The organism is Fructobacillus apis, assembly GCF_023893635.1.
Classification (GTDB): domain Bacteria; phylum Bacillota; class Bacilli; order Lactobacillales; family Lactobacillaceae; genus Fructobacillus; species Fructobacillus apis.
Genome location: NZ_JAMWYK010000002.1, coordinates 202,227 through 226,432 on the forward strand (window position 1 = coordinate 202,227; position 24,206 = coordinate 226,432).

At 46.0% G+C, this 24,206-nt stretch carries 22 protein-coding genes and 1 tRNA gene; 6 read left to right on the forward strand and 17 right to left on the reverse strand.

Features of this window, described 5'->3' with window-relative positions:
• Positions 1–6: 6 nt before the first annotated feature.
• Complete coding sequence (gap, locus tag NFX39_RS02850) at positions 7–1,017, reverse strand: type I glyceraldehyde-3-phosphate dehydrogenase (RefSeq protein ID WP_252442807.1); 1,011 nt, start codon at positions 1,015–1,017, stop codon at positions 7–9.
• A gap of 200 nt (positions 1,018–1,217) precedes the next feature.
• Here gap and NFX39_RS02855 point away from each other — a divergent pair, with 200 nt between their 5' ends.
• Entirely contained in the window at positions 1,218–1,700 is a 483-nt protein-coding gene (locus tag NFX39_RS02855; protein ID WP_252442809.1) for an ECF transporter S component, read from the forward strand.
• A 110-nt stretch (positions 1,701–1,810) separates the two neighbouring features.
• Positions 1,811–3,145, forward strand: a complete 1,335-nt coding sequence (locus NFX39_RS02860) for a dihydrolipoyl dehydrogenase family protein (protein ID WP_252442811.1) — start codon at positions 1,811–1,813, stop codon at positions 3,143–3,145.
• Between the two features lie 62 nt (positions 3,146–3,207).
• Here the strand turns inward: NFX39_RS02860 and metG are convergent, their stop codons facing one another.
• A complete protein-coding gene (gene metG / locus NFX39_RS02865) occupies positions 3,208–5,253 on the reverse strand; it encodes a methionine--tRNA ligase (protein WP_252442813.1) in 2,046 nt (681 codons plus the stop codon).
• Positions 5,254–5,722: 469 nt separating this feature from the next.
• On the opposite strand from metG, the gene NFX39_RS02870 reads away from it, so the two are divergent.
• From NFX39_RS02870 to NFX39_RS02885, 4 genes are read left to right on the forward strand one after another with little or no spacing between them, the layout of a single operon-like run.
• Positions 5,723–6,517 (forward strand): transporter substrate-binding domain-containing protein, encoded by a 795-nt coding sequence (locus NFX39_RS02870; RefSeq protein WP_252442815.1) that lies wholly within the window; start codon positions 5,723–5,725, stop codon positions 6,515–6,517.
• Positions 6,518–6,565: 48 nt separating this feature from the next.
• Positions 6,566–7,264 carry an amino acid ABC transporter permease gene (locus NFX39_RS02875; protein ID WP_252442817.1) on the forward strand — a complete coding sequence of 233 codons (699 nt, stop codon included), beginning with the start codon at positions 6,566–6,568 and terminating at the stop codon, positions 7,262–7,264.
• Entirely contained in the window at positions 7,261–7,995 is a 735-nt protein-coding gene (locus NFX39_RS02880) for an amino acid ABC transporter ATP-binding protein (protein ID WP_252442819.1), read from the forward strand. Before NFX39_RS02875 ends, NFX39_RS02880 begins: the two co-directional genes overlap by 4 nt.
• Positions 7,995–8,900, forward strand: coding sequence for a DNA/RNA non-specific endonuclease (locus tag NFX39_RS02885; protein ID WP_252442821.1), 906 nt, complete (start codon positions 7,995–7,997; stop codon positions 8,898–8,900). The genes NFX39_RS02880 and NFX39_RS02885 overlap by 1 nt, the downstream gene beginning before the upstream one ends.
• Positions 8,901–8,992: 92 nt before the next feature.
• Here the strand turns inward: NFX39_RS02885 and NFX39_RS02890 are convergent.
• The 15 genes from NFX39_RS02890 to NFX39_RS02960 form a co-directional block, all read right to left on the reverse strand.
• A tRNA-Leu gene (locus NFX39_RS02890) sits at positions 8,993–9,076 on the reverse strand.
• A 79-nt stretch (positions 9,077–9,155) separates the two neighbouring features.
• Positions 9,156–9,446, reverse strand: a complete 291-nt coding sequence (locus NFX39_RS02895; RefSeq protein WP_252442822.1) for an ArsR/SmtB family transcription factor — start codon at positions 9,444–9,446, stop codon at positions 9,156–9,158.
• 145 nt (positions 9,447–9,591) lie between these two features.
• Positions 9,592–10,053: a universal stress protein gene (locus NFX39_RS02900; RefSeq protein ID WP_252442823.1), complete on the reverse strand. Its 462-nt coding sequence runs from the start codon at positions 10,051–10,053 to the stop codon at positions 9,592–9,594.
• 21 nt (positions 10,054–10,074) lie between these two features.
• Entirely contained in the window at positions 10,075–11,457 is a 1,383-nt protein-coding gene (locus NFX39_RS02905) for an Nramp family divalent metal transporter (RefSeq protein ID WP_252442824.1), read from the reverse strand.
• Between the two features lie 435 nt (positions 11,458–11,892).
• A complete protein-coding gene (locus NFX39_RS02910) occupies positions 11,893–12,795 on the reverse strand; it encodes a cation diffusion facilitator family transporter (protein ID WP_252443028.1) in 903 nt (300 codons plus the stop codon).
• A gap of 157 nt (positions 12,796–12,952) precedes the next feature.
• The gene (locus NFX39_RS02915) at positions 12,953–13,660 is read right to left on the reverse strand and encodes a Sir2 family NAD-dependent protein deacetylase (protein ID WP_252442825.1); all 708 of its coding nucleotides are present in this window, start codon (positions 13,658–13,660) and stop codon (positions 12,953–12,955) included.
• A gap of 18 nt (positions 13,661–13,678) precedes the next feature.
• Positions 13,679–14,650: a nitrate ABC transporter ATPase gene (locus tag NFX39_RS02920; protein ID WP_252442826.1), complete on the reverse strand. Its 972-nt coding sequence runs from the start codon at positions 14,648–14,650 to the stop codon at positions 13,679–13,681.
• Positions 14,634–15,863 carry a hydroxymethylglutaryl-CoA reductase, degradative gene (locus NFX39_RS02925; RefSeq protein ID WP_252442827.1) on the reverse strand — a complete coding sequence of 410 codons (1,230 nt, stop codon included), beginning with the start codon at positions 15,861–15,863 and terminating at the stop codon, positions 14,634–14,636. The genes NFX39_RS02920 and NFX39_RS02925 overlap by 17 nt, the downstream gene beginning before the upstream one ends.
• Positions 15,863–16,807, reverse strand: coding sequence for a Ppx/GppA phosphatase family protein (locus NFX39_RS02930; RefSeq protein WP_252442829.1), 945 nt, complete (start codon positions 16,805–16,807; stop codon positions 15,863–15,865). Before NFX39_RS02930 ends, NFX39_RS02925 begins: the two co-directional genes overlap by 1 nt.
• 90 nt (positions 16,808–16,897) lie before the next feature.
• The gene (locus NFX39_RS02935; RefSeq protein ID WP_252442831.1) at positions 16,898–18,058 is read right to left on the reverse strand and encodes an LCP family protein; all 1,161 of its coding nucleotides are present in this window, start codon (positions 18,056–18,058) and stop codon (positions 16,898–16,900) included.
• Between the two features lie 194 nt (positions 18,059–18,252).
• On the reverse strand, positions 18,253–18,960 hold the full coding sequence (locus tag NFX39_RS02940; RefSeq protein WP_252442833.1) for a LysM peptidoglycan-binding domain-containing protein: 708 nt from the start codon (positions 18,958–18,960) through the stop codon (positions 18,253–18,255).
• A 149-nt stretch (positions 18,961–19,109) separates the two neighbouring features.
• A complete protein-coding gene (locus NFX39_RS02945; protein WP_252442835.1) occupies positions 19,110–20,078 on the reverse strand; it encodes a beta-ketoacyl-ACP synthase III in 969 nt (322 codons plus the stop codon).
• Positions 20,079–20,235: 157 nt separating this feature from the next.
• Complete coding sequence (locus tag NFX39_RS02950) at positions 20,236–22,914, reverse strand: valine--tRNA ligase (RefSeq protein WP_252442837.1); 2,679 nt, start codon at positions 22,912–22,914, stop codon at positions 20,236–20,238.
• 311 nt (positions 22,915–23,225) lie between these two features.
• The gene (locus NFX39_RS02955; RefSeq protein ID WP_252442839.1) at positions 23,226–23,744 is read right to left on the reverse strand and encodes a hypothetical protein; all 519 of its coding nucleotides are present in this window, start codon (positions 23,742–23,744) and stop codon (positions 23,226–23,228) included.
• 27 nt (positions 23,745–23,771) lie between these two features.
• Positions 23,772–24,143 carry a hypothetical protein gene (locus NFX39_RS02960; protein WP_252442841.1) on the reverse strand — a complete coding sequence of 124 codons (372 nt, stop codon included), beginning with the start codon at positions 24,141–24,143 and terminating at the stop codon, positions 23,772–23,774.
• Positions 24,144–24,206 lie beyond the last annotated feature (63 nt).

Genomic DNA, 24,206 nt, shown 5'->3' on the forward strand with positions numbered 1-24,206 from the left:
TCATGATTAAAGGCTTGCGAAGTGCAACAAAGTACGGATCATGTTTGAAGTGAAACCGTATTCGTTGTCGTACCATGAAACCGTCTTAACCAATTGCTTGTCGCCAGCTTGGACGATTTGCGTTTGCGTTGCATCGAACGTCGTTCCGTGAGTGTCACCGATAATGTCAGATGAAACGATTTCATCTTCAGTGTAACCCATTGAGTCTGATGATGCAGCCTTCATAGCAGCGTTAACTTCTTCAGCAGTAACGTTCTTCTTCAATACTGAAGTCAATTCAGTAACAGAACCGTCGATAACAGCAACACGTTGTGCGTGTCCGTCAATCTTACCGCTCAATTCAGGAACAACAAGACCAATGGCCTTAGCAGCACCAGTTGAGTGAGGGATCGTGTTAACTGAAGCAGTACGGTTTGAACGGAACTTCTTTGACTTTGGACCGTCCAAGATCATTTGCGTTGAAGTAAATGCGTGGATAGTCGTCATCGTTGCAACTTCAACACCGAATTGGTCTTGCAATACACGAGCCATTGGGGCCAATGACTGAGTAGTACATGAACCAGCAGAAACGATCTTGTCGTCTGCCTTCAAGATGTTTTGGTTAACACCGTAAACAACCGTTGGAACATCACCGGCTGGGGCAGAGATCAAGACCTTCTTGGCACCTGCGTCCAAGTGGGCTTGTGACTTTTCGGCTGAAGTGTAGAAACCAGTGGCTTCCAATACGTATTCAACACCGTCGTTCTTAACCCAAGGAATGTTCTTTGCATCGCGTTCTGCGTAAACAGTGTAGTGCTTACCGTTAACGATGATTCCAGTTTCGTCAGCAGAAACTTCAGCGTTCAAAGTTCCGTGCGTTGAGTCATACTTCAACAAGTATGCCAACATTGATGGAGACGTCAAATCGTTGATGGCTGCGACTTCAACATCAGCTGCTGAGTCACCCAATTCCAAAATACGGCGGAATGCCAAACGACCAATACGACCGAATCCGTTAATACCAATCTTCACAGTCATGTGTGTAGACCTCCAATTAATTTTTTGACCTAAGTCAACGTAATCATTATAACATAAATGCGCTCCTACCAGTGTAGCTTGACTGTCATTTTTTATCACAAAGAAAACCGTACCAGTTCGCTCATCCTCCTCCTTCTGAACTTGGAACATGATAAACTAATAAACAATAACGGAGAAGTCATTCTTATTTGGAGGCCACTGTGAAGGAAAACTCAGCCAAAATCATTACCAAGCTCGCGGTTTTGACCGCTTTAAACGTTGCCCTATCCTATTTAGTGCACATCCCCATCACCGCCACGTCTGGATTCATTAATTTAGTGGAAGCAGGAATTCTCTTTGCCGCCTTGTCCTATGGTAAAAACGCTGGATTTATCGTTGGCGCAATGTCTGGTGCCTTGCTCGATCTACTCGCCGGCTACCCGCAATGGATCATCTTTTCATTTCTGATTCACGGTTTGGAGGGCTACGTTGTTGGTTTTGCGGCACAAGGTAGCTTGAAGAAGCAAATCATTTATTCGACCATTGGAACAATCATTATGCTAATTGGTTACACGCTGGCCGGTTCTTTCCTATATAATTGGACAGCAGGGATCGCGTCAATTCCAACAAACATGATTCAAGGAATTGCCGGTGCCGTCGTTGCTTTCTTCTTATTCAAAGCAACGAAAAATTATCAACAATAAACCCTTATACAGAGCGACATCCATGCCGCTCTTTTTGTTTTAAATTTTCAAGAATTTTGGATTATTAGTAATTTGTGTGATAATTGACTTGAAAATAAAAGGAGGAAAACATGTCAACACAATACGATTATGACGTCATTTTCATCGGTGCCGGTCACGGTGCCTTTGATGGGGCGCCCGCTCTAACGGCTGCTGGTAAGTCCGTCGCATTCATCGAAGAAGACAAGGTTGGTGGAACCTGCCCGAACTGGGGTTGTAACGCCAAGGTGATTTTGGAAGCACCAGCTAAAATCACGCAAACGATGAAGCAATCCGACGGCGTGATTGCCGGTGATGCTTACATCGACTGGGAAAAGGCCATGGCGCGCAAGAAAGAAATTGTGAACATGTTCCCTGGCGCTATTCAATCTGGGATGGAAGGCGCTGGTATCGATTTCATCTTCGGTCATGCGTCATTCCGGGATACTCACACGATTACGGTTGGTGAAAAGACCGTAACGGCCGAACAGTTCGTAATTGCAACTGGTCAGCACTCCCACCGCTTGGATATTCCAGGAAAGGAGTACCTCCACGATTCAAAGGATTTCTTGTCAATGGACCACGTGCCAGACAAGATGGTCATCATCGGTGCGGGTTACATCGCACTGGAAGCAGCTTCTATCATGAAGGCCGCTGGTTCACAGGTGACGGTCATCATGAAGGGCAACCAAGCCCTCAAGGGATTTGACCGCACGTACACGGATGAACTCATGAAGACGTTGGCTGACCAAGGCGTGCTTTTCATTAAGAACGCAACAATCAAGGCCGTTGAACAAAACGGTGCGGGTTACACTGTTTCCGCAAACACCGGTTCATACCCCGCCAACTATATCTTGGATGCCACGGGTCGCGTGCCAAACACACAAAAGCTTGGCTTGAACGAAATCGGCGTGGAATACGATGAGAGCGGAATCGTGACAAACGATTACTTACAGACATCGGTTTCAAACATCTATGCTACGGGTGATGTCTTGAAGAAGAATCAGCCAAAGTTAACGCCAACGGCAACGTTTGAATCCCAGTACGTGGTGGACCACATTTTGGGTAACGATAACGCCCCAATTAACTATCCAGCAATCGGAACGACGGTCTTCACGACGCCTCGCTTGGCGCAAGCCGGTGTGACGTTAGAAGAAGCAAAGGCAAACGAAGACAAGTACACGGTGATTAACCAGGACGTCATGGATGACTGGTACCGGTTGGTGGACTTTGAAAAGGCTGGTAAGCGTTCCTTGATTTACAACAAGGAAGGTCAGTTGGTCGGTGTGATTGAATTGTCAGACAAGGCAGAAGACGTGGTAAACGCGCTCTTGCCAGCCATCGAGTTCGGTTACACGAAGCAGGAATTGAAGCGTTTAGTGACGGTGTTCCCATCAATTGGTTATTCCGCATTGGACAATATGTAAGAAAATAATATAAAAACAAAAAGGCTAGCGCATTCGCGCTAGCCTTTTTTTAAAACGAATAATTATTCAATCCCTGAGCCAGGTTCAACAGTGTCAGGCAAGATCGTAACGGTAACGATACCGTTCTTTTCAGCAGATAACACCATTCCCTCAGAAAGCTCACCGGCCATCTTACGGGGTGCCATGTTGGCGACGATGGCAACCTTCTTTCCAACGAGAACTTCTGGTTCTGGATACCATTGACGAATTCCAGAAAGAATTTGACGTGGCTTTGATGAGCCATCATCCAAAGTAAACTTCACGAGCTTCTTTGACTTTGGAAGTAATTCAGCAGCCGTAATCTTGGCGGCCAAAATTTCAACCTTGTCGAAGTCGTCGTATTCGATCAACGCCTTGTGCGTCGTTTCTTCTTCCATGTTGTCGTCCTTCTTACTTTCGTTCTTGGCAGCTTCCTTAACAGCACGTCCCTTCCCCTTGGTATCCTTTGAGACCAATGAGGCAATGAAGGCCACCTCTTCTTCCACGTCCAAGCGTGGGAAAATTGGCGTTCCCTTCTTAACAACCGTGCCACCGGCAGGCAAAGCAGCCATTGAAAGATCAGTCAAATCAACGCCAGCTTCTGGTTCTTGCAAACCAAGTTGCTCGAAGATTTGCTTTGGCGTTTCAACCATGACCGGTTGCAAGAGCGCACCCACAACGCGCAAGGTTGCGGCCAAGTGAGCCATTACGGATGCCAACGCTTCCTTCGCGTCCGCGTTTTCCCCGGCCGTCTTGGCCAAGACCCAAGGTTCCGTTTCGTCAATGTACTTGTTAGCACGACGAACGATTGACCATACGGCTTCAAGCGCATCCGCTGTGTGAACGCCCTGCATGTTTTCTTCGTAGACGGCGATTTGTTCGGCAACCAATTCTTCCAATGACGCGTCGAATTCCGTCACGTCGGAAGTAAAGGCCGGAACCGTTCCGCCTTCGTACTTGTTGATCATGGCAACCGTTCGGTTCAACAAGTTACCGAGGTCGTTTGCCAAGTCGTAGTTCACGCGGGAAACGAAGTCTTCAGGTGAGAAGACACCGTCGTTTCCAAATGGCATGGCGCGAAGCAAGTAGTAACGCACCGCGTCCAAACCATAACGAGACGTCAAGTCTTCAGGGTAAATGACATTTCCCTTGGACTTCGACATCTTACCGTCCTTCATGACGAGCCAACCGTGGCCGATGATCTTTTCAGGCATGTCCAAACCAAGGGCGTGGAGCATGATTGGCCAGTAGATGATGTGGAAACGAACGATTTCCTTACCAACCAATTGAACAGAGGCTGGCCAGAACTTCTTCAACAATTCGTCTTGGTCAGAACCGTAACCCAAAGCCGTAATATAGTTGGCCAAGGCGTCGATCCAAACGTAGATGACGTGCTTTTCGTCACCAGGAACAGGAACTCCCCAGTCAAATGACGTACGCGTCACGGCCAAGTCTTCCAATCCAGGCAAGATGAAGTTTTGAAGCATTTCGTTCATTCGAGATTCAGGTTGAACGAAGTCTGGGTGAGACTTGTAGTAGTCCACCAACCAGTCAGCGTACTTAGACATCTTGAAGAAGTACGTCTCTTCTTGAATCTTTTCCACTTCGTGACCAGAGGGGGCCTTACCCCCGGTCATGTTCCCGTCAGCGTCGCGGTATACTTCGGCCAGTTGTGATTCCGTGAAGTATTCTTCATCGGAAACCGAGTACCAACCTTCGTACTGTCCCTTGTAGATATCGCCTTGGTCCAAAAGCTTTTGGAAAATCTTTTGCACGGCCTTTTCGTGATCATCATCCGTCGTACGGATGAACTTGTCATAAGAAATATTCATCAATGACCAAAGGTCCTTGATATCCTTGGCCATCTTATCCAAGTATTCTTGTTCGCTCTGCCCTTCGGCAGCGGCCTTCTTTTGAATCTTTTCACCGTGTTCGTCCGTTCCCGTAAGGAAAAAGACGTCTTCACCTAACAAACGGTGGTACCGCGCAGCGGCGTCTGCCAAGACCGTTGTGTATGTGTTTCCCAATTGCAACTTACCAGATGGGTAATAGATTGGTGTCGTAATATAAAAGTTCTTCTTTTCTGACATATGAGTCCTCCTAGCAAATGTGCCGATACTGCCTTTTATTATAGCAAAATGCAGCCTCCCCCACCAGTTGAGCAATCGCTTCTTAGAATATGAAAGTTCTAGTAAACCATTTTTACGCCTATATTCACAAAGCTTTTTAAAAGGGCATTTTTTGATTGAAGAGAGAAGAACCAATTGCCCGTTGTTTTTCTCTTTTTAATAGAACTTTATTGACAAAAAAATACGCCACCGGTAAACTTGAGAAAGAAACTAAGGAGGCAACTATGAACGCAAACGTTAACTTTCACAACTCAATCGCTATGACTTTCACGGTTTGCTGTTGCGCACCGCTTTTTTAGGGTGGCGTTCATAGATTTAAAGCCACCCTGGGTCCCTCTTTTTGGGGACCATGGGTGGCTTTTTCTTTTGACCAAAAGCCAAAAAATCGTTGAATAGTTAAAAACCAATTGAATTGCATAGGAGCAAACAAATGAATAAGAAAATCGTTATCATCTTGGCCGGATTGGCCGTTATCATCGCCGGAATCGTTGGGTTCAACAAGTTCAGCAGTCAAAAGGACGCCGGACTGACAATCAAGAAGGATACTTTCACGGTGGGTGTTGAAGGAACGTACGCCCCCTTCTCCTTCCACGATGACAAAGGAAACTTAACTGGTTTCGAAGTTGAAATCGCCGAAAACCTCGCCAAGAAGATGAACATGAAGGTCGACTTTGTTCAAACAAAGTGGGATTCCTTGATTGCCGGTGTGAACGCCAAGCGTTACGATGCCGTAATCAACAACATCGGTGTTTCACCCGAACGTAAGGCCAACTACCGCATGTCAGACCCATACCTTTACCCACGCGCCGCTTTGATTAAGCGGACGGGTGACACGTCAATGAACACCCTTGCTGACATCAAGGGGAAGACGATGGCGCAATCCGTCACGTCAAACTACGGTAAGCGTGCCAAGGCCGAAGGCGCTAACATCAAAGCCGTTGCCGGAATCATCGAATCCATGAACTTGATTACAACGAACCGTGCAGACGGTACCTTGAACGACCTTGGTTCGTTTGAAAACTGGAAGCAAGCCAACCCTGACGCTGACGTCGAAGCCGTTGACGTGGCCAAGGAAATGGGATCAACTCCTGACGGTGTTTTGATGAACAAGGACAACGAAGCCTTGCAAAAGAAGGTCAACAAGGCGATGAAGGAACTCCACGAAGATGGTACGCTTTCAAAGCTTTCAAAGAAGTACTTCAACAAGGACTTAACAAAAGAATAAGTTCAAAAGCAATCACGGTCGCTTTTGACTTTTATATAGGAAAAGAACATGACAGAATTTTTCGAACTGGCCATCAAATACCTGCCAGAACTCTTCATCACCGCAATTAAATACACGCTGCCACTGACGGCCATCTCATTCTTCTTCGGATTGATTTTTGCGTCACTCACGGCACTGTTTCGCGTTTCGAAGCTACCACAAAACGAATGGGCCGCCGCCTTTTTGCAAATCTTCAAGTGGGTTGCGAACGCGTACGTCTGGTTCTTCCGCTCGACACCATTGTTGGTACAACTCTTCATCGTGTTCTACGGTTTACCAAACGCACACATCGCTTTCTTCCAGTCCGCCTGGGTATCCGCTATCACGGTATTCTCACTGAACACCGGTGCCTACGCTTCGGAAACGATTCGCGCTTCCATCAACTCCGTTCCTGAAGTTCAAAAGCAAGCGGCCGAATCACTCGGAATGACGCGTGGACAGGTTTACTGGAACGTGGTTTTGCCACAGGCAGCTCGAATTTCCGTCCCACCATTGTCCAACTCTTTGATTGGTTTGTTGAAGGACACCTCATTGGCATCAGTTATTACGATTGTAGAAATTTTCTACCTCTCACAACAGATTGCAGCCGCTAACTACAAGGTCTTGTCCATGTACGTTTTGGTCGCCATGGTTTACGCCTTCTTCACGACCATTCTTTCAATCGGACAACACTACCTAGAGAAGTACACATCGAGGTTCGCCCAATGATTTCAGTTAAAAACTTAGTAAAACAATATCCGGATAAGAAGGCGTTGGACAATGTGTCCGTTACGTTCAAAGCCGAAGAAACAACTGCAATTGTCGGTCCTTCTGGTTCCGGTAAGTCCACCCTACTATGGGCCTTGAACCTATTGGAACGCCCCACTTCTGGTGAACTTCAAATTGATGATTTGAAAGTTAATTTCGAAGATTCCCTGTCGAGCGCACAAATCTTGGAACTACGTCAGAAGACCGCCACGGTTTTCCAGGAAAAGGCGTTGTTCACGCATTTAAACGTCTTGCACAACCTCACGGAAGGACCCGTGAAGGTGCAAAAGAAGAGCAAGCAAGAAGCCGAAAAGAAAGCGTTCGATTTGTTGAAGCAATTCGACATGCAAGAATTGGCCGACCGCTACCCTTACCAATTGTCCGGAGGACAACAGCAACGCGTTGCCATTTTACGTGCCTTGGCCATGGAGCCAAAGTATTTGCTCTTGGATGAACCAACGTCCGCCTTGGATCCGGAATTGGAAGCTCAAGTTCTCCGTGTTTTGAAGGACTTGGCCAAGAAGGACACGTCTATGATTGTTGTCACACACAACATGGCCTTCGCCGAACAAGTCGCAGACCAAGTGGTCTTCATCGACAACGGTTCGGTTGGCTATGCGGGAAAGACCGATGGGTTCTTCCACTCTGACAACGAACGTATCAAGAAATTCTTAGGAGCAATGTCTTTCTAATGGCTAACAACAAAAAAGCCCGACAACGTCAGTATGCTGCGACCGTCACCGTTTTAGTTATTATGGTGGCGGTTTTGTCGTATCAGCACTTTATGTTTCCGGGGGCAAATCAAGGACAAAGTAACCAACAAAAGCAAGAAAAGGTTTGGAAGCAAAACAAGAAAGCGGATAAGAACCGCACGAACGTACAAACGGTTTCCTCATCTGATCAAGAGCTATTAAACATCCAATGGGACGGCACGCTCGACGGGGACATCGTTCACCTCAATAACAATAAAGCGACTTTCTCTGACAATGAACTGCATCAGAATTTCAAAGGAAACGGCAGCAAGTTGAATCCGACCGATGGCTTGGCCCTTTCACCTTTGGACGACTTAGGCCGCTCACAGCAAGGAAATTTCGTGGCTTCTAAGAAAGCCATGGATAAGGTGACGAAGCGTCCCAGTCAGATTGCTAAAAACGTCCGTCCATCCGGCTGGAACCAGGGCGATCACTTTAATGGAACGGCTTGGGTCGGCGGTTACCACTCGAACCCCAAGGTTAAGCTTGGCGGTAGTGAACAAGCGCTGTGGAACAAGTCACACATCGTGGGCTACCAGTTCTTCGGAATGCCAACCATGGTCACAGAAAACATGACGACGGGAACCCGTGTTGAAAACGCATTTCCGGGTCAGTTGGTTCCGGAAGACGATATCCGCTATGCATTGAAGCAGCACGAAAACATCACCATTCGTGGACAAGTAACGCCCGTTTACAACGGAAACGAACTCGTTCCGCGCGGTGTCCATTACATGGCTAAGTCTGTAGAAGATAACGGCCAGACATTGAACTTGAACTACTGGATTTTTAACGTCCAGCCCGGTGTTACAATTGACTATAATACTGGTGCAGCAAAGATTAACTAAAACAAATGAAAAGAGGGATTCGATATTCAATCGAATCCCTCTTTTTTGGTACAAAAAAAGCGGCTATAACTAGCCGCTCTTCTCTCATGAAATGCCCTCGGTGGGAGTCGAACCCACACGGTGTTGCCACCACTGGATTTTGAGTCCAGCGCGTCTGCCAATTCCGCCACAAGGGCAGGCATGTTGTTTTTTTCAACTATATAAATATACCAAGGACGATCGTCCCTGTCAACAACATACCGAGAAATTGTTTATTTATTTTGCGAAAACGAAACGGTTTTCAGAACCATTCCGAGTTACGTGCTCGCCATGATCCATAGCACTTTCTAGAAGGTCAGAAAGATGGTCATCCTTCAGCATGTAATGCACTTGGCGACCTGTCTTTTCAATCATCACGACCTGCTCATCGCGCAAGCGGCGAAGTTGGTGGGACAACACGGACTGCTCAATCTGCAGTTCCTCCCCCAATTCATTCACTGTGTAAGCACGCTGTGATAATTTATCTAAGATGGCTAAACGCTTTTCTGAAGCGAGAATCTTAAACAATTGTACTAATTCTTGTCTTGTATCTTTATCCATAACAGCATTATACCAAAACATTCACAATGTTGTACAATTTCATTCTAATTTTCTAAAACTTTTTCAAATAAAAAAACATCGGACAATTGTCCGATGCTTTGTTGATTTCAAATTAGTTTTGAACAACCAATACAGAAACCTTGGCGTTACGTGCGATGTAAGCAGCTTGAGATCCAATTGAACCCCAGAAACCTTCGCGTGAGTGTGCACCAACCACGATAAGGTCAGCGTTTACTTCAGGCGCAATGTCTTCAACCAATGCTTCTCCAGCCTTAACGCTGTCGTCAAACACAGTATCAACTTGCTTTACGCCTTGTTCTTCAGCGTATGCCTTGTACTTTGCCAAGTTTTGTTCGATTTCAACACGCTTTTCCTTGATAACATCAAGGTGCAATGCTGAGATAGCTGACAAGTCACCCATTTCCAAGATTGACGCGATGATCAACTTTGAGTCATCTTCGCGTGCTTGGTGGATGGCGTTTGCCAAGGCGTTGTAACCTTGTTCAGATTCATCAACACCAACCAAAATAGTTTTGAACTGCTTTGGCGTTACGTTTAACTTCAATTCAGCCATGATAGCCTCCTAATTACTTTCTTATCCAGCGAACATGTTCCATACAAGGAAGACGTTAATCATCGTCAAGACGATGAATGACAACCAACCTGCATACTTAAACCAAGCTGAGTTAGCGTAAGGACCCATGATCTTCTTAGAAGAAGTGAAGTAAATCAATGGTGCCATTGAGAATGGCAATGCGATTGACAAGAATACCTGAGTGGATTCAATCAAGGCATCCATTTGTGCTTCGTTACCACCGTAGATAACGGCGATAATCATAACTGGCGTGATAGCGATACCACGAGTAATCACACGACGGAGCCACATTGGAATACGGAAGTGCAAGAAACCTTCCATGATGATTTCACCAGTAAGAGTACCAGTGATCGTTGAGTTTTGACCAGAAGCCAACAACGCAACGGCGAACAACGTTGACAAGACAGGTGAAGCGATTGCTCCAGCGATGTTCTTGTTGTTCAAAGCGTCGTACAATTGGTGGAATCCTGACAATTCTTCAGCGTGACCGAAGAACAAAGCAGCTCCAACAATCAACAACATTGAGTTAATGAAGAAGGCCAAAGTCAATTGGATGTTTGAATCCCAAGTCATCAACTTAACAGCTTCCTTCAATTCAGCTGGGTTGTCGTGGTTAACCTTACGAGTTTGTGCAATTGATGAGTGCAAGTAAAGGTTGTGAGGCATAACCGTGGCACCGATGATACCAGCAGTCAAGAACAATGGGTTGTCCAAACCTTCAGCAGCCTTCAATGACATGGTTTGTGGACGTGGTACGTAGTTACCAAGAACAGCAGCCCAGTCAGGCTTTGACAAGATTGTCAAGTAAACAAAGACAACCAAGATTGTCACGATCAACGTCATAACGATTGCTTCGATCTTACGGAAGCCGAACTTCATCAAAAGAAGAAGGATGATAACGTCGAAGGCAGTCAAGAAGACCGTAACCAACAATGGCCAACCGAAAAGCAATGACAAGGCAATGGCACCACCAACAACTTCGGCGATATCCGTTGCAATCAAGGCAAATTCAGTCATCAACCAAAGGGCGATACGACCGAACTTGTTCGTACGGTTACCCGTTGCTTGCGCCAAATCTTCTTGCTTAACAATACCAAGCTTACCAGCCATGTACTGCAAGAGCATCGCGATCAATGATGAGATCAAGATGATTGAAAGCAACAAGTAGTGGTATCCAGCACCACCGGCAATAGATGTAACCCAGTTACCTGGATCCATGTAACCAACGGCAACCAAGGCCCCTGGTCCTGAGAAGGCGAACAAACGACGCCAGAATGATGCACCCTTTGGTACATCAATTGATCCGTTCACTTCTTCAAGTGACTTACCACCCGTGTGCTCGATCAATGAGCGGTGGCTCTTTTCTTTCATGGAATTGTCCATAAATATGTCTCCTTTGGGATTCTCTCCTCAGGAGGCCGATTGAAAAAAATACGCATAAAAAAGTTCTCAATCAAAAAAGGCCGGACGAACCCCTAACCAATTGCTCGATTATTCTAATCTAGAAAAGTTCACTCTTTTTAACGCTAAATAATTTTCATAAAGGATTTCATTCAACTTGGTTGTTGAAAGCTTATGAAAGCTACTTAACTCAATGGCTCTTCCTGAGTCTAGATTTAATATTACACGAGGATTTAGTGAGGTCAAGCATTATTTTTGAAATAAAACGAAACCTTTGTATAATATTTCATGTAAAAAGGCTTGATAGCAAGTATCAAGCCTTTTTTATGATTTAATCTTAATTTAATTTATTTTTGAGATTTTTCAACAAGCAGAGAACGATTCTAAACTAGTCGAGAGTATTCATAACTAAATACCTCAAATTGTATTACAATTTTCGTTGTTTTTTTCGGCTTCTACTTGAATCGTCACGTGGTTAATCTCGAAGTCACGCTTCAACGCATTCTCGATCTCATCCAGCAATTTCTGACCGTGTTGCTCATCCAAAACCTCTTTTTCAAAGGTCAAGTGGACAGTCAAAGCCGTCTCAGTCGTCGACAATGGCCAAATGTGTAAGTCGTGCAATGCTAAGACGCCCGTCTTCGTTGCTAAGTAATTGTAAATGGCATCGGCGTCAATCGAATCCGGTACTCCGTTAATGGCGAGCGTAACCGTTTCCTTCATCACTGGCCAGGCGGACATGATAATCACAACCCCAATGATTAGAGAGACGATTGGATCGATAATTTGAATTCCAGTTAACTTAATCAACCAACCAGCAATAATCACACCGATTGAAACGGCCGCGTCCGACAGCAAGTGCAGATAGGCCGTCTTGGCGTTTAAGTCCTGGTCGTGGTGGTGCCCGTGTTCATCCGGCACACCGGAAGCCTTAAACAAGGCCGCCGTTGAAAGGTTTACGAAGATTCCGATGGTGGCGACAATCGTAATCATCATCCCGTTGGTTTGCACGTCACCAGGATTAAACAGGTTGTGGAAGCCTTCAATAAAGATGGTTCCGACGGCAAAAATCAATAGCACGGTATTAAAAATGGAGGCTAAGATTGAGACATTATGCCAACCATATGTCTTGTTTTTCGTCGCTTGAATACCGAATACAAGTACGGCTAACCATGCAATCACAAGCGATAAAACATCGGATAAGTTGTGAAAGGCATCGGCGAACAAGGCCGTCGAATTGGCCAACTTAGAAAAAACCAACTCCGACAAGACGAAGATTAGGTTTAAGCTAATCCCCACTAAGTATGGCCGCTGCGCCATTTGTCCGGTATGCTGCACGTGTTCGTGCCCTTCTTCAGCTCTACTTCTTGTTGAGAAGTCGTTTTGTTCTTCAAGAGACTTCTCTTCTTGTTTCGACATGATTTCTTCCTCCTTTTTGTATCATACCTTTTTTCTAAATAAAAAAAAGCCTTTCGGCTTAAATTTTTAGGCTTTTGAAAAAGTCACCGGCGTCCGTGACGATTTGTTCGACCCCTGAAAGTGAGTCCAGCTCAACACGGTTAACTGAGAATACCGGTGTATTCATTGCAGCGTATTCCAGTAATCCGGCGAAAGGATAAACTTTGAATGAGGTACCAACAACGCAAATCAAATCCGCTTTTCGAACCCATTGAATCGCCTCTTCGACCCGCTTTGGCATTTCGCCGTAAAAGGTAATGTTTGGACGAATCTTAGCACCATCGGATTCACGGTAAAGTGAGTGTTGGTAGTCTTCCAGCGTTTCCTTTTTACCATCCTTTGGCGTGTACAAGTCGTACAAAGAACCGTGGAAACGAATCAGTTGATCGTCTTCTAAGCCAGCCTGAACGTCTAAATCATCAATGTTTTGTGTGATGACTTTCGCACGTCCAGCCTTGGCAAAGGCTGCCATTTTTTCATGAACAACGTTCGCCTTTGCTTCTGGGAAGTACAGGTTTTTCTGCATGAAATCGTACTGAATTTCCGGAATCTGATCAAATGCTTGATCGGATAACAAATATTCTGGTGCGTAATCCAAGCCCTGGTAAACACCAGTTTTTGAGCGGTAGTCTGGAATACCAGAAAGAGTCGAAACCCCTGCTCCAGTCAAAAAGACAATGTTTTTGGCTTGATCAAATGCTTTTTGTACGTTCTCATTCACAACCATGTTCTTCCTCCTTCAAAATTACTGACGCAAAATGTATGGCAAGGCCAACTTTTCAAGTAATTCACGGACGGGCAGTTCGTACAGTTCCTTAAAGAACTTTGGACGGTCACCCAATTCCTTCGGTGGTGCAATGACGAAAGTGTTCTGCTTATCTTGCTTACCCAAACCAACGTAGGCCTTTTCCTTTGAAGCAAAATCCGTCATTTCGGAATGGAACACTTCGAAGAGGTTCTTCACAGGTCCGTTCAATTGACGATCGGACAAAACTGGCGTGAGCGTCACGTATTGCTTGGCGTTAACCGTTGGTAATTCAGCCTTTAAAAGGATTTCGTCCAAGCCATCGAAAACCTTAACGATTGCCTTGCGAATAGCGCGAGCATCCGTTAAATCAGCGGACAAAATAGGTTCAGATAGTGCCTCAGCAGCAGCGAAGGCCGCTGGATAAGTCCTTTGATTTTGTTCCTGCATGGCCTTTGCTTCGTCCTTTAAGCCATGCTTTTTCATGGTTCCAGCAAAAACAGCAGCATCAAGCATCGTTAGCAGACGGAAAAGGTGTTGTTCATCAACGCCGTCTTTTTCAGGGTCGAGTTCATCATCTATCCCGGCTTGGTAAGCCTGAGCCGTTTGCTTTGTTAAGAAGCCCTGCTTTGCCAATTCGTTAAATGAAATGGCGTGCAGGACGGAGCGATGCAATCGTGTCGCGATGTTAACTAATTGACCATCTAATCCTTCGTCTTCAAAGGTCAGTCCGAAGAAAATCTGCGGTACGATTCCGTTCAATGACAAAAGCAGCCGGACCAGTTCGTTTCCGATGACAAAATCAGCTTCTGTCTTGTCCGGAACTTCAATTAGTAAGCGGCTAGCCAGAGCAGATTGCTTCGCACGATCCAAACGGAGCGTGCCATCTTCTTCGTCACCGACGCGAACCATTACGGTTCCTGGAAAAGTCTGATTCACTTGGTCCAATAACGTTTCAATTTTGGGTGTCATTTTTCATTGCTCCTAAAATTTCTTCTGCTGTTTTTTGATCAATGTGTTTTCTATAAATTAGCTGGTCGGCTACCGCCTGAATTTCATCACCGGTTGCCCCTGCCTGTACAGCGATGGTTCTCGCCTGCATTTTCATGTGTCCGGACTGAATGCCACGTCCAGAAACCGCCTTTAAGGCCGCCAAGTTGTTGGCTAGTCCGGTCGCAAGCAGGACGCTCTTCAACTCTTCAACACTGGGATTCCCGAGCAGTTCCAGGTTCTTTTGTGCCATTGGTAAAGCCGCAATCGCCCCGCCAAGAACCCCGATGTTCAGTGGCATCTCAATTTTACCATTCAAGAACTCGGCGTCTTCTGATAGCGACCAACGAGAAAGCGAACGGTATTGTCCACTTCGCGAGGCAAAGGCGTGTCCTGCTGCTTCGACAGCACGGTAATCGTTTCCGGAGGCCATGACGACGGCCGCTAAGCCGTTAAAAATCCCTTTGTTTTCCGTTACGGCACGGTCAGGGCTGACCTGTCCAAAAGTCGATAACGACTCGATTTTCTTTGCCGCCTCTAAGCCGCCAACGGCAGACACGGGCACGCTTGTCTCAACCGTAACCACGGCATCGTGACCCGCATTTGATAATATCGCTCCGACGATTTCCTTTTCATATGAAGAAAAGACCGTTTTCACCGCTTCTAAAATGGTGTTCATGGCGTTGGCGCCCATGGCTTTTCCGGTGTTGACAGTGAGGTTAACGACCGCTCGATTTTGATCAAGTTCTTCGACTTGAACGGCTTCGAGACCGTCACCACGCTCCACCATCGAAGGCTTGGCATCCTTTGCCCGCTGGAAGATTTCATCAACATGCTCAGCCACAAAGTCCGCTAAATCTTTCTGATGCACACCTTCAAACAGGATCTGGCCACCCAGAACAGCTTCCCCAACTTGCGTCGTTTTGAAACCGTTACCTTTGTTAGCAATCGATGCCCCGTTGTTTGCGGCCGCAACAACTGATGGCTCTTCCGTAACCATTGGTACTTGGTACAACTTCCCATCTACCTGAAGATTCCGAAGAACTCCCTCAGGTAAACGGTAGTCGCTAATATAGTTTTCAATTAACTGTTTTGATTCCTCACTTTGATGGCGAGTAAAAAAAGCCTTCATTGGCTCGCTCAAGTCAAGAGTCTCTAGGCGTTCTTCAGCTGTTAATTGGTAAAACTTCTTCATTATGCTTCTTTCATTTCTTTTTGAATCAACTCAAAAATGAGTCCCTCACGCACACCAGACTCCGAAAAAATAACGGACGACGATTGCAAAACGCGCGTCAGGTTTAGGACAGGCAAAAGGCCTGAAATGATGATGCCCGCCCGATTCTTTTCAAGGCCAGCTAAATGCTCACGTTCTTCTCGCGTCATGTGTGAAATCGCATGAAAAATCTGTTCAACATGGTCTTGGGTGATGGAAAGACCGTGTAAGTCCTCAATTCCTCGACTCGTCCAAGAATTCTTTTCGGCCATTTTGGCTAGCGAACGATTCGCCCCACCAAGAAGAATCACTGGCCAGCCGTTATATTGATCACCAAAGTCTAATTTTTGATAGCTTTGTTGAATTTGGATACAGGCGGCCTCGATGTTTTCGTCGGTCACACGGTCAGCTAAGTCATACTTCTCCGAAAGGTTAACCGCGCCAAAAGGCAAGGAAACTTCCATCTTTGCACGCCTTTTTTCGTAAGGAATTACTTCAACAGAGGCCCCACCCGTGTCTAGAATGACGGCACGTTCGACCTTCGGAAGACAGGCAATCACCCCTAAGAAATCATAGCGCGCTTCTTCTTCTCCACTTAGAACACGGAGGGAAACACCGACCTCTTTTTTCACTCGGTGGAGGAACTCCCGTTGATTTTTTGCGGTTCGGACAGCGGCTGTGGTGATACCGTGAATCTCAGAAATCCCATTTTCTAAAATAATGGCCCGGTATTTCTTCAGCACTTCAATGGTGTTGTCCATTTGAGACTGCTGTAAAAGCAGCTCTTCCCCCATCCCTTTTGACAGACGGGTATCCTCTTTGATGCGGTAAAGCTCTCCATATGAACCATCGCTATTCAGTTTTTCTAAAACAAGCCGAGCTGAGTTGCTGCCCAGATCGATGATGGCAATTTTCTTTTCCTGCATAGTAGCCTCGATGAACGATTATTTTCCAGTATAACACGGAAATAGAGGAAAGAAAAAAGCGTCAGAATGGGATTCTGACACTTTTCAACTTTAATATTCTAATGTTTCGCCGATTTGAGAAAGTGCACGTTGAGCAATCGCCGTATCCTTCGATGGGACATCACCAGCAAACTGCAATCCAGTTTCACGTTCCTTCAAATCGAGTTGCTTTCGAAGCAAATCCGTCACACGTTGCTTTTCAGTCTTCTTGACCATTTGGTAAGAAGCATCGTACGTGATTCCCGTTCCTTGAAGGTGGTCTGAGACCAATTCCTTAGAAGCGGCACGGTACTTTTGGGCAACCTTGACGATATCGTTAAATGACAAGTCAGTTTGCGCGTTCTTTGAAACAGACTTAATGAAAGATGAGTCCAAAAGTGTTTGCGCACTTACTGCCTTCTTAACCAAGCCTTCCAAAACCAAGCGCTGACGTTGCTGACGACCATAGTCTCCCTGCGGATCATCATAACGCATCCGTGAGAATGCAAGGGCAGCCTTACCAGTCAACTTCGTCTTTGAAGCAGACCAGGTAGCACCGTTATCATCTGAGTGTTCCCACTTCGTTGATCCCTTGTGGAAGCGGTAAAGGTCAGGTCCGTAGGCATGGGCAGTGTCTTGACTATAAGAGAAATCAAACGGTGCCTTAACAGCAATCCCATTCACCTTATCAACCAAGGTTTCAAGACCTTCCATGTTAACCAAAGCGTATGAATCAACTGGAACATTCAAATAGTTTTGAACGGCTTCCATAGCGGCACCTGCTCCACCGTATGGGAAGGCCGCATTCATCTTTTGTGGGAACGTTTCGGAGTAACCTGGAATAACCGTCATGATATCACGCGGAATGGACACCATTGTTGTCTTTTGTGTCTTCGGGTTAATCGTCACGAGCATCATGGAATCCGTGAGTCCCTTACGGTCACGACCCAAATCTCCAACGTCCGTTCCCATCAACAACATTGAAAATGGCTTACCTCGCGCAATCAAATTGCTGACATTACGCGTCTTGTTGAACTTCGCCGTCTTTTGAATATCATCAATCGAACTTTTGTATTGCGCATAAAGATAGGTTCCCCAACCCGCAACACCAAGAATGATAATCAACAGGATGGATAAAATCCAACGCTTTGCGCGCCCCTTCTTTTTGCGGTTTGAACGAACACCATCATAACGTTCTTTTCGTGAAAATTGATTTGGTTCTTGTTCAGACATAACGTACTGCTCTGCTTTCTAACGTATTGTGTTTTACCACTCTCATGTTCTTTTATTCTATCATAGGACTTATTAAACATAGGTTAAAAGAGGGTTAAAAGCGCCTAACTTAGGAAAACCTTTACCTTTGTAGCTGAAATGCATAAAAAAAGAGCAACTGCGTAAGCAGCTGCTCTTAAATTTAATGAAATGAATTAGCCGGCGATACCAACGATCGTTCCACCAACGATTCCGAATCCAACCTTCGTGAATGAAGGGTTCATCAACCAGTTACGGTGTGCAGGTGCTGCAACCATTCCAGTTTCGTTGAACCATGCATCAACAACTGCTGATGATGACCAGTCGATGGCAACAACTTCAGGACCAGCAACTTGTTGGAAGTGACCAGTTGGCAATCCACCGTTGTTGATAGCGTTAACGGCACGTCCTTCAGCGCGGGCTGACAATGATGCATCGTATGATACAGGTGCCAAACCGTAAGCTGCACGCTTTGCGTTCATAGCGTTGATGATCGTTTGAACTTCACCGTTTGAACCAGCTGAGTATGCTGAGTAGTCAACGTTTTCGTTAACTGCTGCATCTGCTTGCGTGTTGTTGTTCGTAACTGCTTCAGTGTTTACATCTTCATCAGATGATGCAGCAACTTCTTCTTGTGCAGAAGCAGTAGCTGAAGCAACACCGTCAGTTGAGATAACATCACCGATGAAAATCATGTCGGCATCAGCAATGTTGTTGTGTGATACCAATTCTTCAACAGTCGTGTTGTTGTCTGCAGCGATTTGTGACAACGTGTCACCGGCCTTAACCGTTACGTCGTTTGCAGAAGCTGAAACGCCAGCACCAGCAAATGCAGTTGCTCCGGCGAGAGTAGCCAAAATTGTCTTAGTCAAGTTGTTCTTCATGAGAGACTCTCCATATTTTTCTTTTTATATTTGGATATTAGTAGGTAGCACCTACGCTCAATCTATATTCCCATTCTAGGATAAGATAATTACCAGAAGATTTCCCGTAGGTTACACTCATATTACAATAAATGGAAGATTATTGCAAATTAGAACGATAGCAAAATCGAACCGTATGTGAAGCCAGCACCAAAACCGGTCAATAACACCTTTTTTCCAGTTAAATTGATAGATGAATTCAACTGATCAAAAGCCATTGCTATGCCGGCTGAAGAGGAATTTCCGTATTCCTCAACGTTTGTGACAAACTTATCCATGTCTTGCTCCAAAGACTCTGCTACTTTTTCAATCATTCGCAAATTCGCCTGGTGGAGTACAAAATAATCAACGTCATCCAGCTCTACGCCCTGTATTTTTAAGAAGTTTTGAATGTGATTAGGAATATTCATCGTCACTTCTTCATAAACCTGGCGCCCTTCTTGTGCAAAAGCATCGATTTTAGGGTAATTATCCGAAGAAAGACTGGATAAAGGGGCAATGCGACCAGAGTGAACGACTTTTTCGTCACCCTTTGTGTGCATTTCCTCACCAACGATATTACCTTCTTCGGATTGGGTGAGCAAAACGGCACCCGCCCCATCACCAAAGAACACAGTCGACGTCCGATCGGTGAAGTCCATCATCTTAGAATTGACTTCGGCTGAAATGACAAGTCCATACTTGTAATCACCACTCTTCATAAACTTATCAGCAGTGGCCAATCCAAAGACGAAACCAGCACATGCCGTTGAGAGGTCAAATCCCCACGCATTGCCAGCGCCTAGATTTTTTTGAACCAAAGCTGCTGTTGATGGTGCTAACCCATCTGGTGTAAAGGTTGTCACGATAATAAAGCCAACTTCATCAGCCGAAACCCCAGCTCGCTCCAATGCAATCTTCGCTGCCTTCGTTGCCAAATCCGATGTGTTTTCGCCCTTCAAGGAAACACGACGCGTCTTAATTCCAGTGTGAGAGACAATCCATTCATCCGTTGTATCAACGACCTTGGCTAGGTCGTCATTTGTTACGATATCTTCCGGCACATAATGGCCAGAAGAAAGAATCTTAGATCCAATCATAATTATTCCTACTAATTATTGTATTTATATTGAAGACAAACGCTTTTTTATTACAAGAAAAAGCGTAACTAGTCTATATAAAACTAACATAAAAACCCCACTCGAGGGTGAGGTTTTTAATACTTTCATTGATTTTTCTCAGGAAGAGAAGAAAGTCTTAAGCGTTCTTCAAGTCAGCCAAGCGCTTCTTCGTTGCTTCTGCCTTTTCTTGCCAGTCAGCCAACTTTTCCTTTTCCTTGGCCACAACGGCTTCAGGAGCAGATGAAACGAACTTTTCGTTTGAAAGCTTACCGTTTCCACGGGCCACTTCCTTTTCGAACTTGGCGAGTTCACCTTCCAAACGTTCGATTTCGGCGTCGATGTCAATCAAACCAGCAAGCGGAACGTAAACTTCCGCACCGGTAATCACTTGTGACATGGCCAAGTCAGGAACTGCCACGTCTTCAGCGATTGTCAGTGACTTTGGCTTCACGAAGCGTTGGATGTAATCGGCGTTATCGTTGAAGATTTCAACCAATTTCGCATCCTTCACCTTGATCATCACGTCGATTTCCTTAGACATTGGAGCCTTTGCTTCGGCGCGGATGGTACGAACGGCCACAATCAAATCTTGCAAAGACTTAAATGAAGCAGCAGCGTCTTCGTTTTCCAATTCCTTCTTATATTCAGGGTAAGCTTGAACACCCAAGTGCGCATCCTTACCAGCCTGTTCTGGCATTTCTTGCCAGATGGCTTCGGCCATGAACGGCATGATTGGTTGGAGCAAACGCAACGTTTGGTCCAAGACGTAAGCAAGTGTTTCTTGCACGGCCGTCTTATCACCATCCCCGTTCAATGACTCCTTCGTCATTTCAATGTACCAGTCGGCAAAGTCAGACCAGATGAAGTTGTACAAGTCACGTCCGGCTTCACCGAATTCGAACTTGTCAAACATCGTCGTCACATCCTTCACCGTCTTGTTCAAACGGTCAAGAATCCACTTGTCGGCAAGAGACAACTTAGAAGCATCCGGAATGCGAGCTACCGTGTCTTCTTCCAAGTTCATAATCACGTAACGGGAAGCGTTCCAGATCTTGTTGATGAAGTTCCAGGCAGCGTCCATCTTTTCATAAGTAAAGCGGACGTCTTGACCAGGCGTTGAACCAGTAGCCAAGAACCAACGCAAGGCGTCGGCACCATACTTTTCAATAACGTCCATTGGGTCAACACCGTTTCCGAGTGACTTGGACATCTTGCGGCCTTCACCGTCACGAATCAAACCGTGAATCAAAACGTTCTTAAATGGACGTTCGCCAGTGAATTCTTTTCCTTGGAACATCATGCGGGCAACCCAGAAGAAGATGATGTCGTAACCCGTAACCAACGTGTTGGTTGGGTAGTACTTCTTGAAATCTTCTGCGTCTTCGTTTGGCCAACCCATCGTTGAGAATGGCCAGAGGGCTGATGAGAACCAAGTGTCCAAGACGTCTTCGTCACGGACCCAGTCTTCGCCAGGCGCTTCTGTACCAACGAAGATTTCTTCTTGGTCAGTTCCCTTGTTCTTGTACCAAGCAGGGATTTGGTGACCCCACCAGAGTTGACGGGAGATGACCCAGTCTCGAATGTTATCCATCCAACGGGTAAAGGTGTCTTCAAAGCGGCCTGGGACGAAGTTGACTTTTTCATCTTCGTTTTGTTGCATGGCCAAGATTTGCTTAGCCAACGGCTCCATCTTCACGAACCACTGCGTTGACAAACGGGATTCGATGGCAACACCGGTACGTTCTGAGTGACCCACGGAGTGCGTGTATGGTTCGATGCGGAGCATGTCGCCCGCTTCTTCCATATCAGCCACCATGGCCTTGCGCGCTTCGAAACGGTCCAAGCCTTCGTACTTGCCGGCGTTAGCGTTCATGTGCGCGTCTTCGGTCATCGTGTTGATGCGTTCCAAATCATGGCGGTTACCAACTTGGAAATCGTTTGGATCGTGGGCTGGCGTAATCTTCACCATTCCAGTTCCAAAGTCCTTTTCAACGTATTCGTCGGCGATGATTGGAATTTCGCGGCCAACGAGCGGTACCTTCACCGTCTTCCCGATGATGTCCTTGTAACGTTCATCAGAAGGGTTCACCGCAACCGCAACGTCACCGAAGATCGTTTCGGGACGAGTCGTGGCAATTTCGATGTAGTCCTTACCATCCAAAGTCGTACCATCCGTGAATGGGTACTTCACGTGGTAGAAGGCCCCTTCGTCGTCTTGGTAGATAACCTCGATGTCAGACAAAGCAGTTCGAGCTTGTGGGTCCCAGTTGATGATGTACTCACCACGGTAGATCAAGCCCTTGTTGTACAAGTCGATGAAGACCTTGTTCACGGCTTCGTTCAAACCGGAATCAAGCGTAAAGCGTTCGCGGTCGTAGTCCAATGAAAGCCCCATCTTACCCCATTGTTGCTTGATGGTTGAGGCGTATTCGTTCTTCCAGTCCCAAACTTGTTCCACGAACTTTTCGCGACCGAGGTCGTAACGGGAGATTCCTTCTCCGCGCAAGCGTTGTTCAACCTTGGCTTGCGTAGCGATTCCGGCGTGGTCCATTCCTGGCAACCAGAGCGTGTCGAATCCCTGCATGCGCTTTTGACGGATGATCATGTCTTGCAAAGTCGTGTCCCAGGCGTGTCCCAAGTGCAACTTTCCAGTGACGTTAGGAGGCGGGATAACGATTGAATATGGTTCTGGTTCGTTTCCTTGGATGGCCTTGTTTGCTTCGGGTGCAAAGAGCTTTTCATCCAACCAGTTTTGGTAACGACCGGCTTCGACCGCTGTTGGGTCGTACTTTGTTGACATGTTTACATCACGCATGTGCTTCTCCTTTTTGTTCCGGCGGTTTTTATGTATAAAAAAAGCGCCCTAATCAATCGATTAGGACGCTTAACACGTGGTACCACCTAAATTGCGCTCGGAATCCGAGCACCACTTCATTATTAACAGTTTTTAAACGCTAGCAACCTTCGGCATTAACTCTCCCGCTTTTCACCACCCAGCGGGTCTCTAAAAGTAGCGCTTGCCTACTCCTCTAGTTCACTTAAGTTTACAAAGCTTTTGAAGGATAGTCAAGCTTTTGTTCGGTGCAAAAAAGCACATAAAAAAGCAGCTTTAAAAGCTGCTTTTTATTAGTGGCTTTGTTGTTGCTGTTGACCATTGTTTTGGCTCTGGCCGTTTCCACCGTTGTTGTTTTGACCGTTTCCACCATTACCTTGGTTCTTCTTAGCATCCGCTTCTGATTGCGCACGTGAGAAGGCCGCAGCCGTTTCAGAGCTTGCCTTAGCAGCTGATTCCGAACGAGCCTTATCATCCGCTGCCTTCTTTGCATCTTCAGCTGCCTTCGCGTTTTCAGAAGCCTTCTTAGCAGCAGCTTCGGATGAAGCACGTTCTGCCTTTTCGGCGTCCGTTTCTTCATCGTCGTTATCATCTGATTCACTGACAGAGCTTGTCTTGTGCTTCTTTGATGAATAAGAGATATCAGGTGTTGGTGTGTCGTCATCAGACTTTGATGATGAAGCACCGATGGCGTACAAGGCACCTCCCAATACGACGATGACCAAAATCAACCAGAACCACCACTTCTTGTAGAATGGTGCTGCCTTTGCTTCACGCACGTCATTCTTACGCTTCGTTGAACGAGAATACATAATATAATTCCTTCCTTATTTCTCAGATTAACGGAAAAGACGATTCAGCAAGTTGCGAATCTCTTCCCGGTAGCAGATGACAAATCCAGTAAAGACAATTGGCCATGGTGACTTCGTCACAGCCGCCATCAACAATTCACCTAAATAGGTAAAGGTGTCGTTGAAAATGGAGCCAAAGATCACGCGTAGGGCAATGAGGAAAATGATGACGCACAAGATGGTTTCAACCAACTTGTGCCAATTTCCCTTCTTGGCGTCGTCGTAGGCTTGCTTCGTTGAGTCAAGGGCGCTCTTTGCGCTCTCCTGGGCCGTCTTCTTAACGTCTTCAACGGTTTGCTTCCCCGTCTTCTTTTCCGTTGCTTCTTCAGCAACTTGCTTATCGTTCTCTGGCTCTGCCATTTACTTGAATTCCTTTCCAAAAATGATTTTTTGGTTCTCCTCTATTTTAGCAGGATTTCCCTA

Excerpts from the sequence above, each read along its gene's own strand:
- NFX39_RS02930 (WP_252442829.1), bottom strand. The coding sequence starts at position 16,807 with ATGCAGGAAAAGAAAATTGCCATCATCGATCTGGGCAGCAACTCAGCT.
- NFX39_RS02870 (WP_252442815.1), top strand. The coding sequence starts at position 5,723 with ATGAATAAGAAAATCGTTATCATCTTGGCCGGATTGGCCGTTATCATC.
- gap (WP_252442807.1), bottom strand. The coding sequence starts at position 1,017 with ATGACTGTGAAGATTGGTATTAACGGATTCGGTCGTATTGGTCGTTTG.
- NFX39_RS02900 (WP_252442823.1), bottom strand. The coding sequence starts at position 10,053 with ATGGCTGAATTGAAGTTAAACGTAACGCCAAAGCAGTTCAAAACTATT.
- NFX39_RS02875 (WP_252442817.1), top strand. The coding sequence starts at position 6,566 with ATGACAGAATTTTTCGAACTGGCCATCAAATACCTGCCAGAACTCTTC.
- NFX39_RS02910 (WP_252443028.1), bottom strand. The coding sequence starts at position 12,795 with ATGGCGCAGCGGCCATACTTAGTGGGGATTAGCTTAAACCTAATCTTC.
- NFX39_RS02940 (WP_252442833.1), bottom strand. The coding sequence starts at position 18,960 with ATGAAGAACAACTTGACTAAGACAATTTTGGCTACTCTCGCCGGAGCA.
- NFX39_RS02905 (WP_252442824.1), bottom strand. The coding sequence starts at position 11,457 with ATGGACAATTCCATGAAAGAAAAGAGCCACCGCTCATTGATCGAGCAC.
- NFX39_RS02880 (WP_252442819.1), top strand. The coding sequence starts at position 7,261 with ATGATTTCAGTTAAAAACTTAGTAAAACAATATCCGGATAAGAAGGCG.
- NFX39_RS02950 (WP_252442837.1), bottom strand. The coding sequence starts at position 22,914 with ATGCGTGATGTAAACATGTCAACAAAGTACGACCCAACAGCGGTCGAA.
- metG (WP_252442813.1), bottom strand. The coding sequence starts at position 5,253 with ATGTCAGAAAAGAAGAACTTTTATATTACGACACCAATCTATTACCCA.
- NFX39_RS02960 (WP_252442841.1), bottom strand. The coding sequence starts at position 24,143 with ATGGCAGAGCCAGAGAACGATAAGCAAGTTGCTGAAGAAGCAACGGAA.
- NFX39_RS02860 (WP_252442811.1), top strand. The coding sequence starts at position 1,811 with ATGTCAACACAATACGATTATGACGTCATTTTCATCGGTGCCGGTCAC.
- NFX39_RS02920 (WP_252442826.1), bottom strand. The coding sequence starts at position 14,650 with ATGACACCCAAAATTGAAACGTTATTGGACCAAGTGAATCAGACTTTT.
- NFX39_RS02885 (WP_252442821.1), top strand. The coding sequence starts at position 7,995 with ATGGCTAACAACAAAAAAGCCCGACAACGTCAGTATGCTGCGACCGTC.
- NFX39_RS02955 (WP_252442839.1), bottom strand. The coding sequence starts at position 23,744 with ATGTATTCTCGTTCAACGAAGCGTAAGAATGACGTGCGTGAAGCAAAG.
- NFX39_RS02915 (WP_252442825.1), bottom strand. The coding sequence starts at position 13,660 with ATGGTTGTGAATGAGAACGTACAAAAAGCATTTGATCAAGCCAAAAAC.
- NFX39_RS02925 (WP_252442827.1), bottom strand. The coding sequence starts at position 15,863 with ATGAAGAAGTTTTACCAATTAACAGCTGAAGAACGCCTAGAGACTCTT.
- NFX39_RS02935 (WP_252442831.1), bottom strand. The coding sequence starts at position 18,058 with ATGTCTGAACAAGAACCAAATCAATTTTCACGAAAAGAACGTTATGAT.
- NFX39_RS02945 (WP_252442835.1), bottom strand. The coding sequence starts at position 20,078 with ATGATTGGATCTAAGATTCTTTCTTCTGGCCATTATGTGCCGGAAGAT.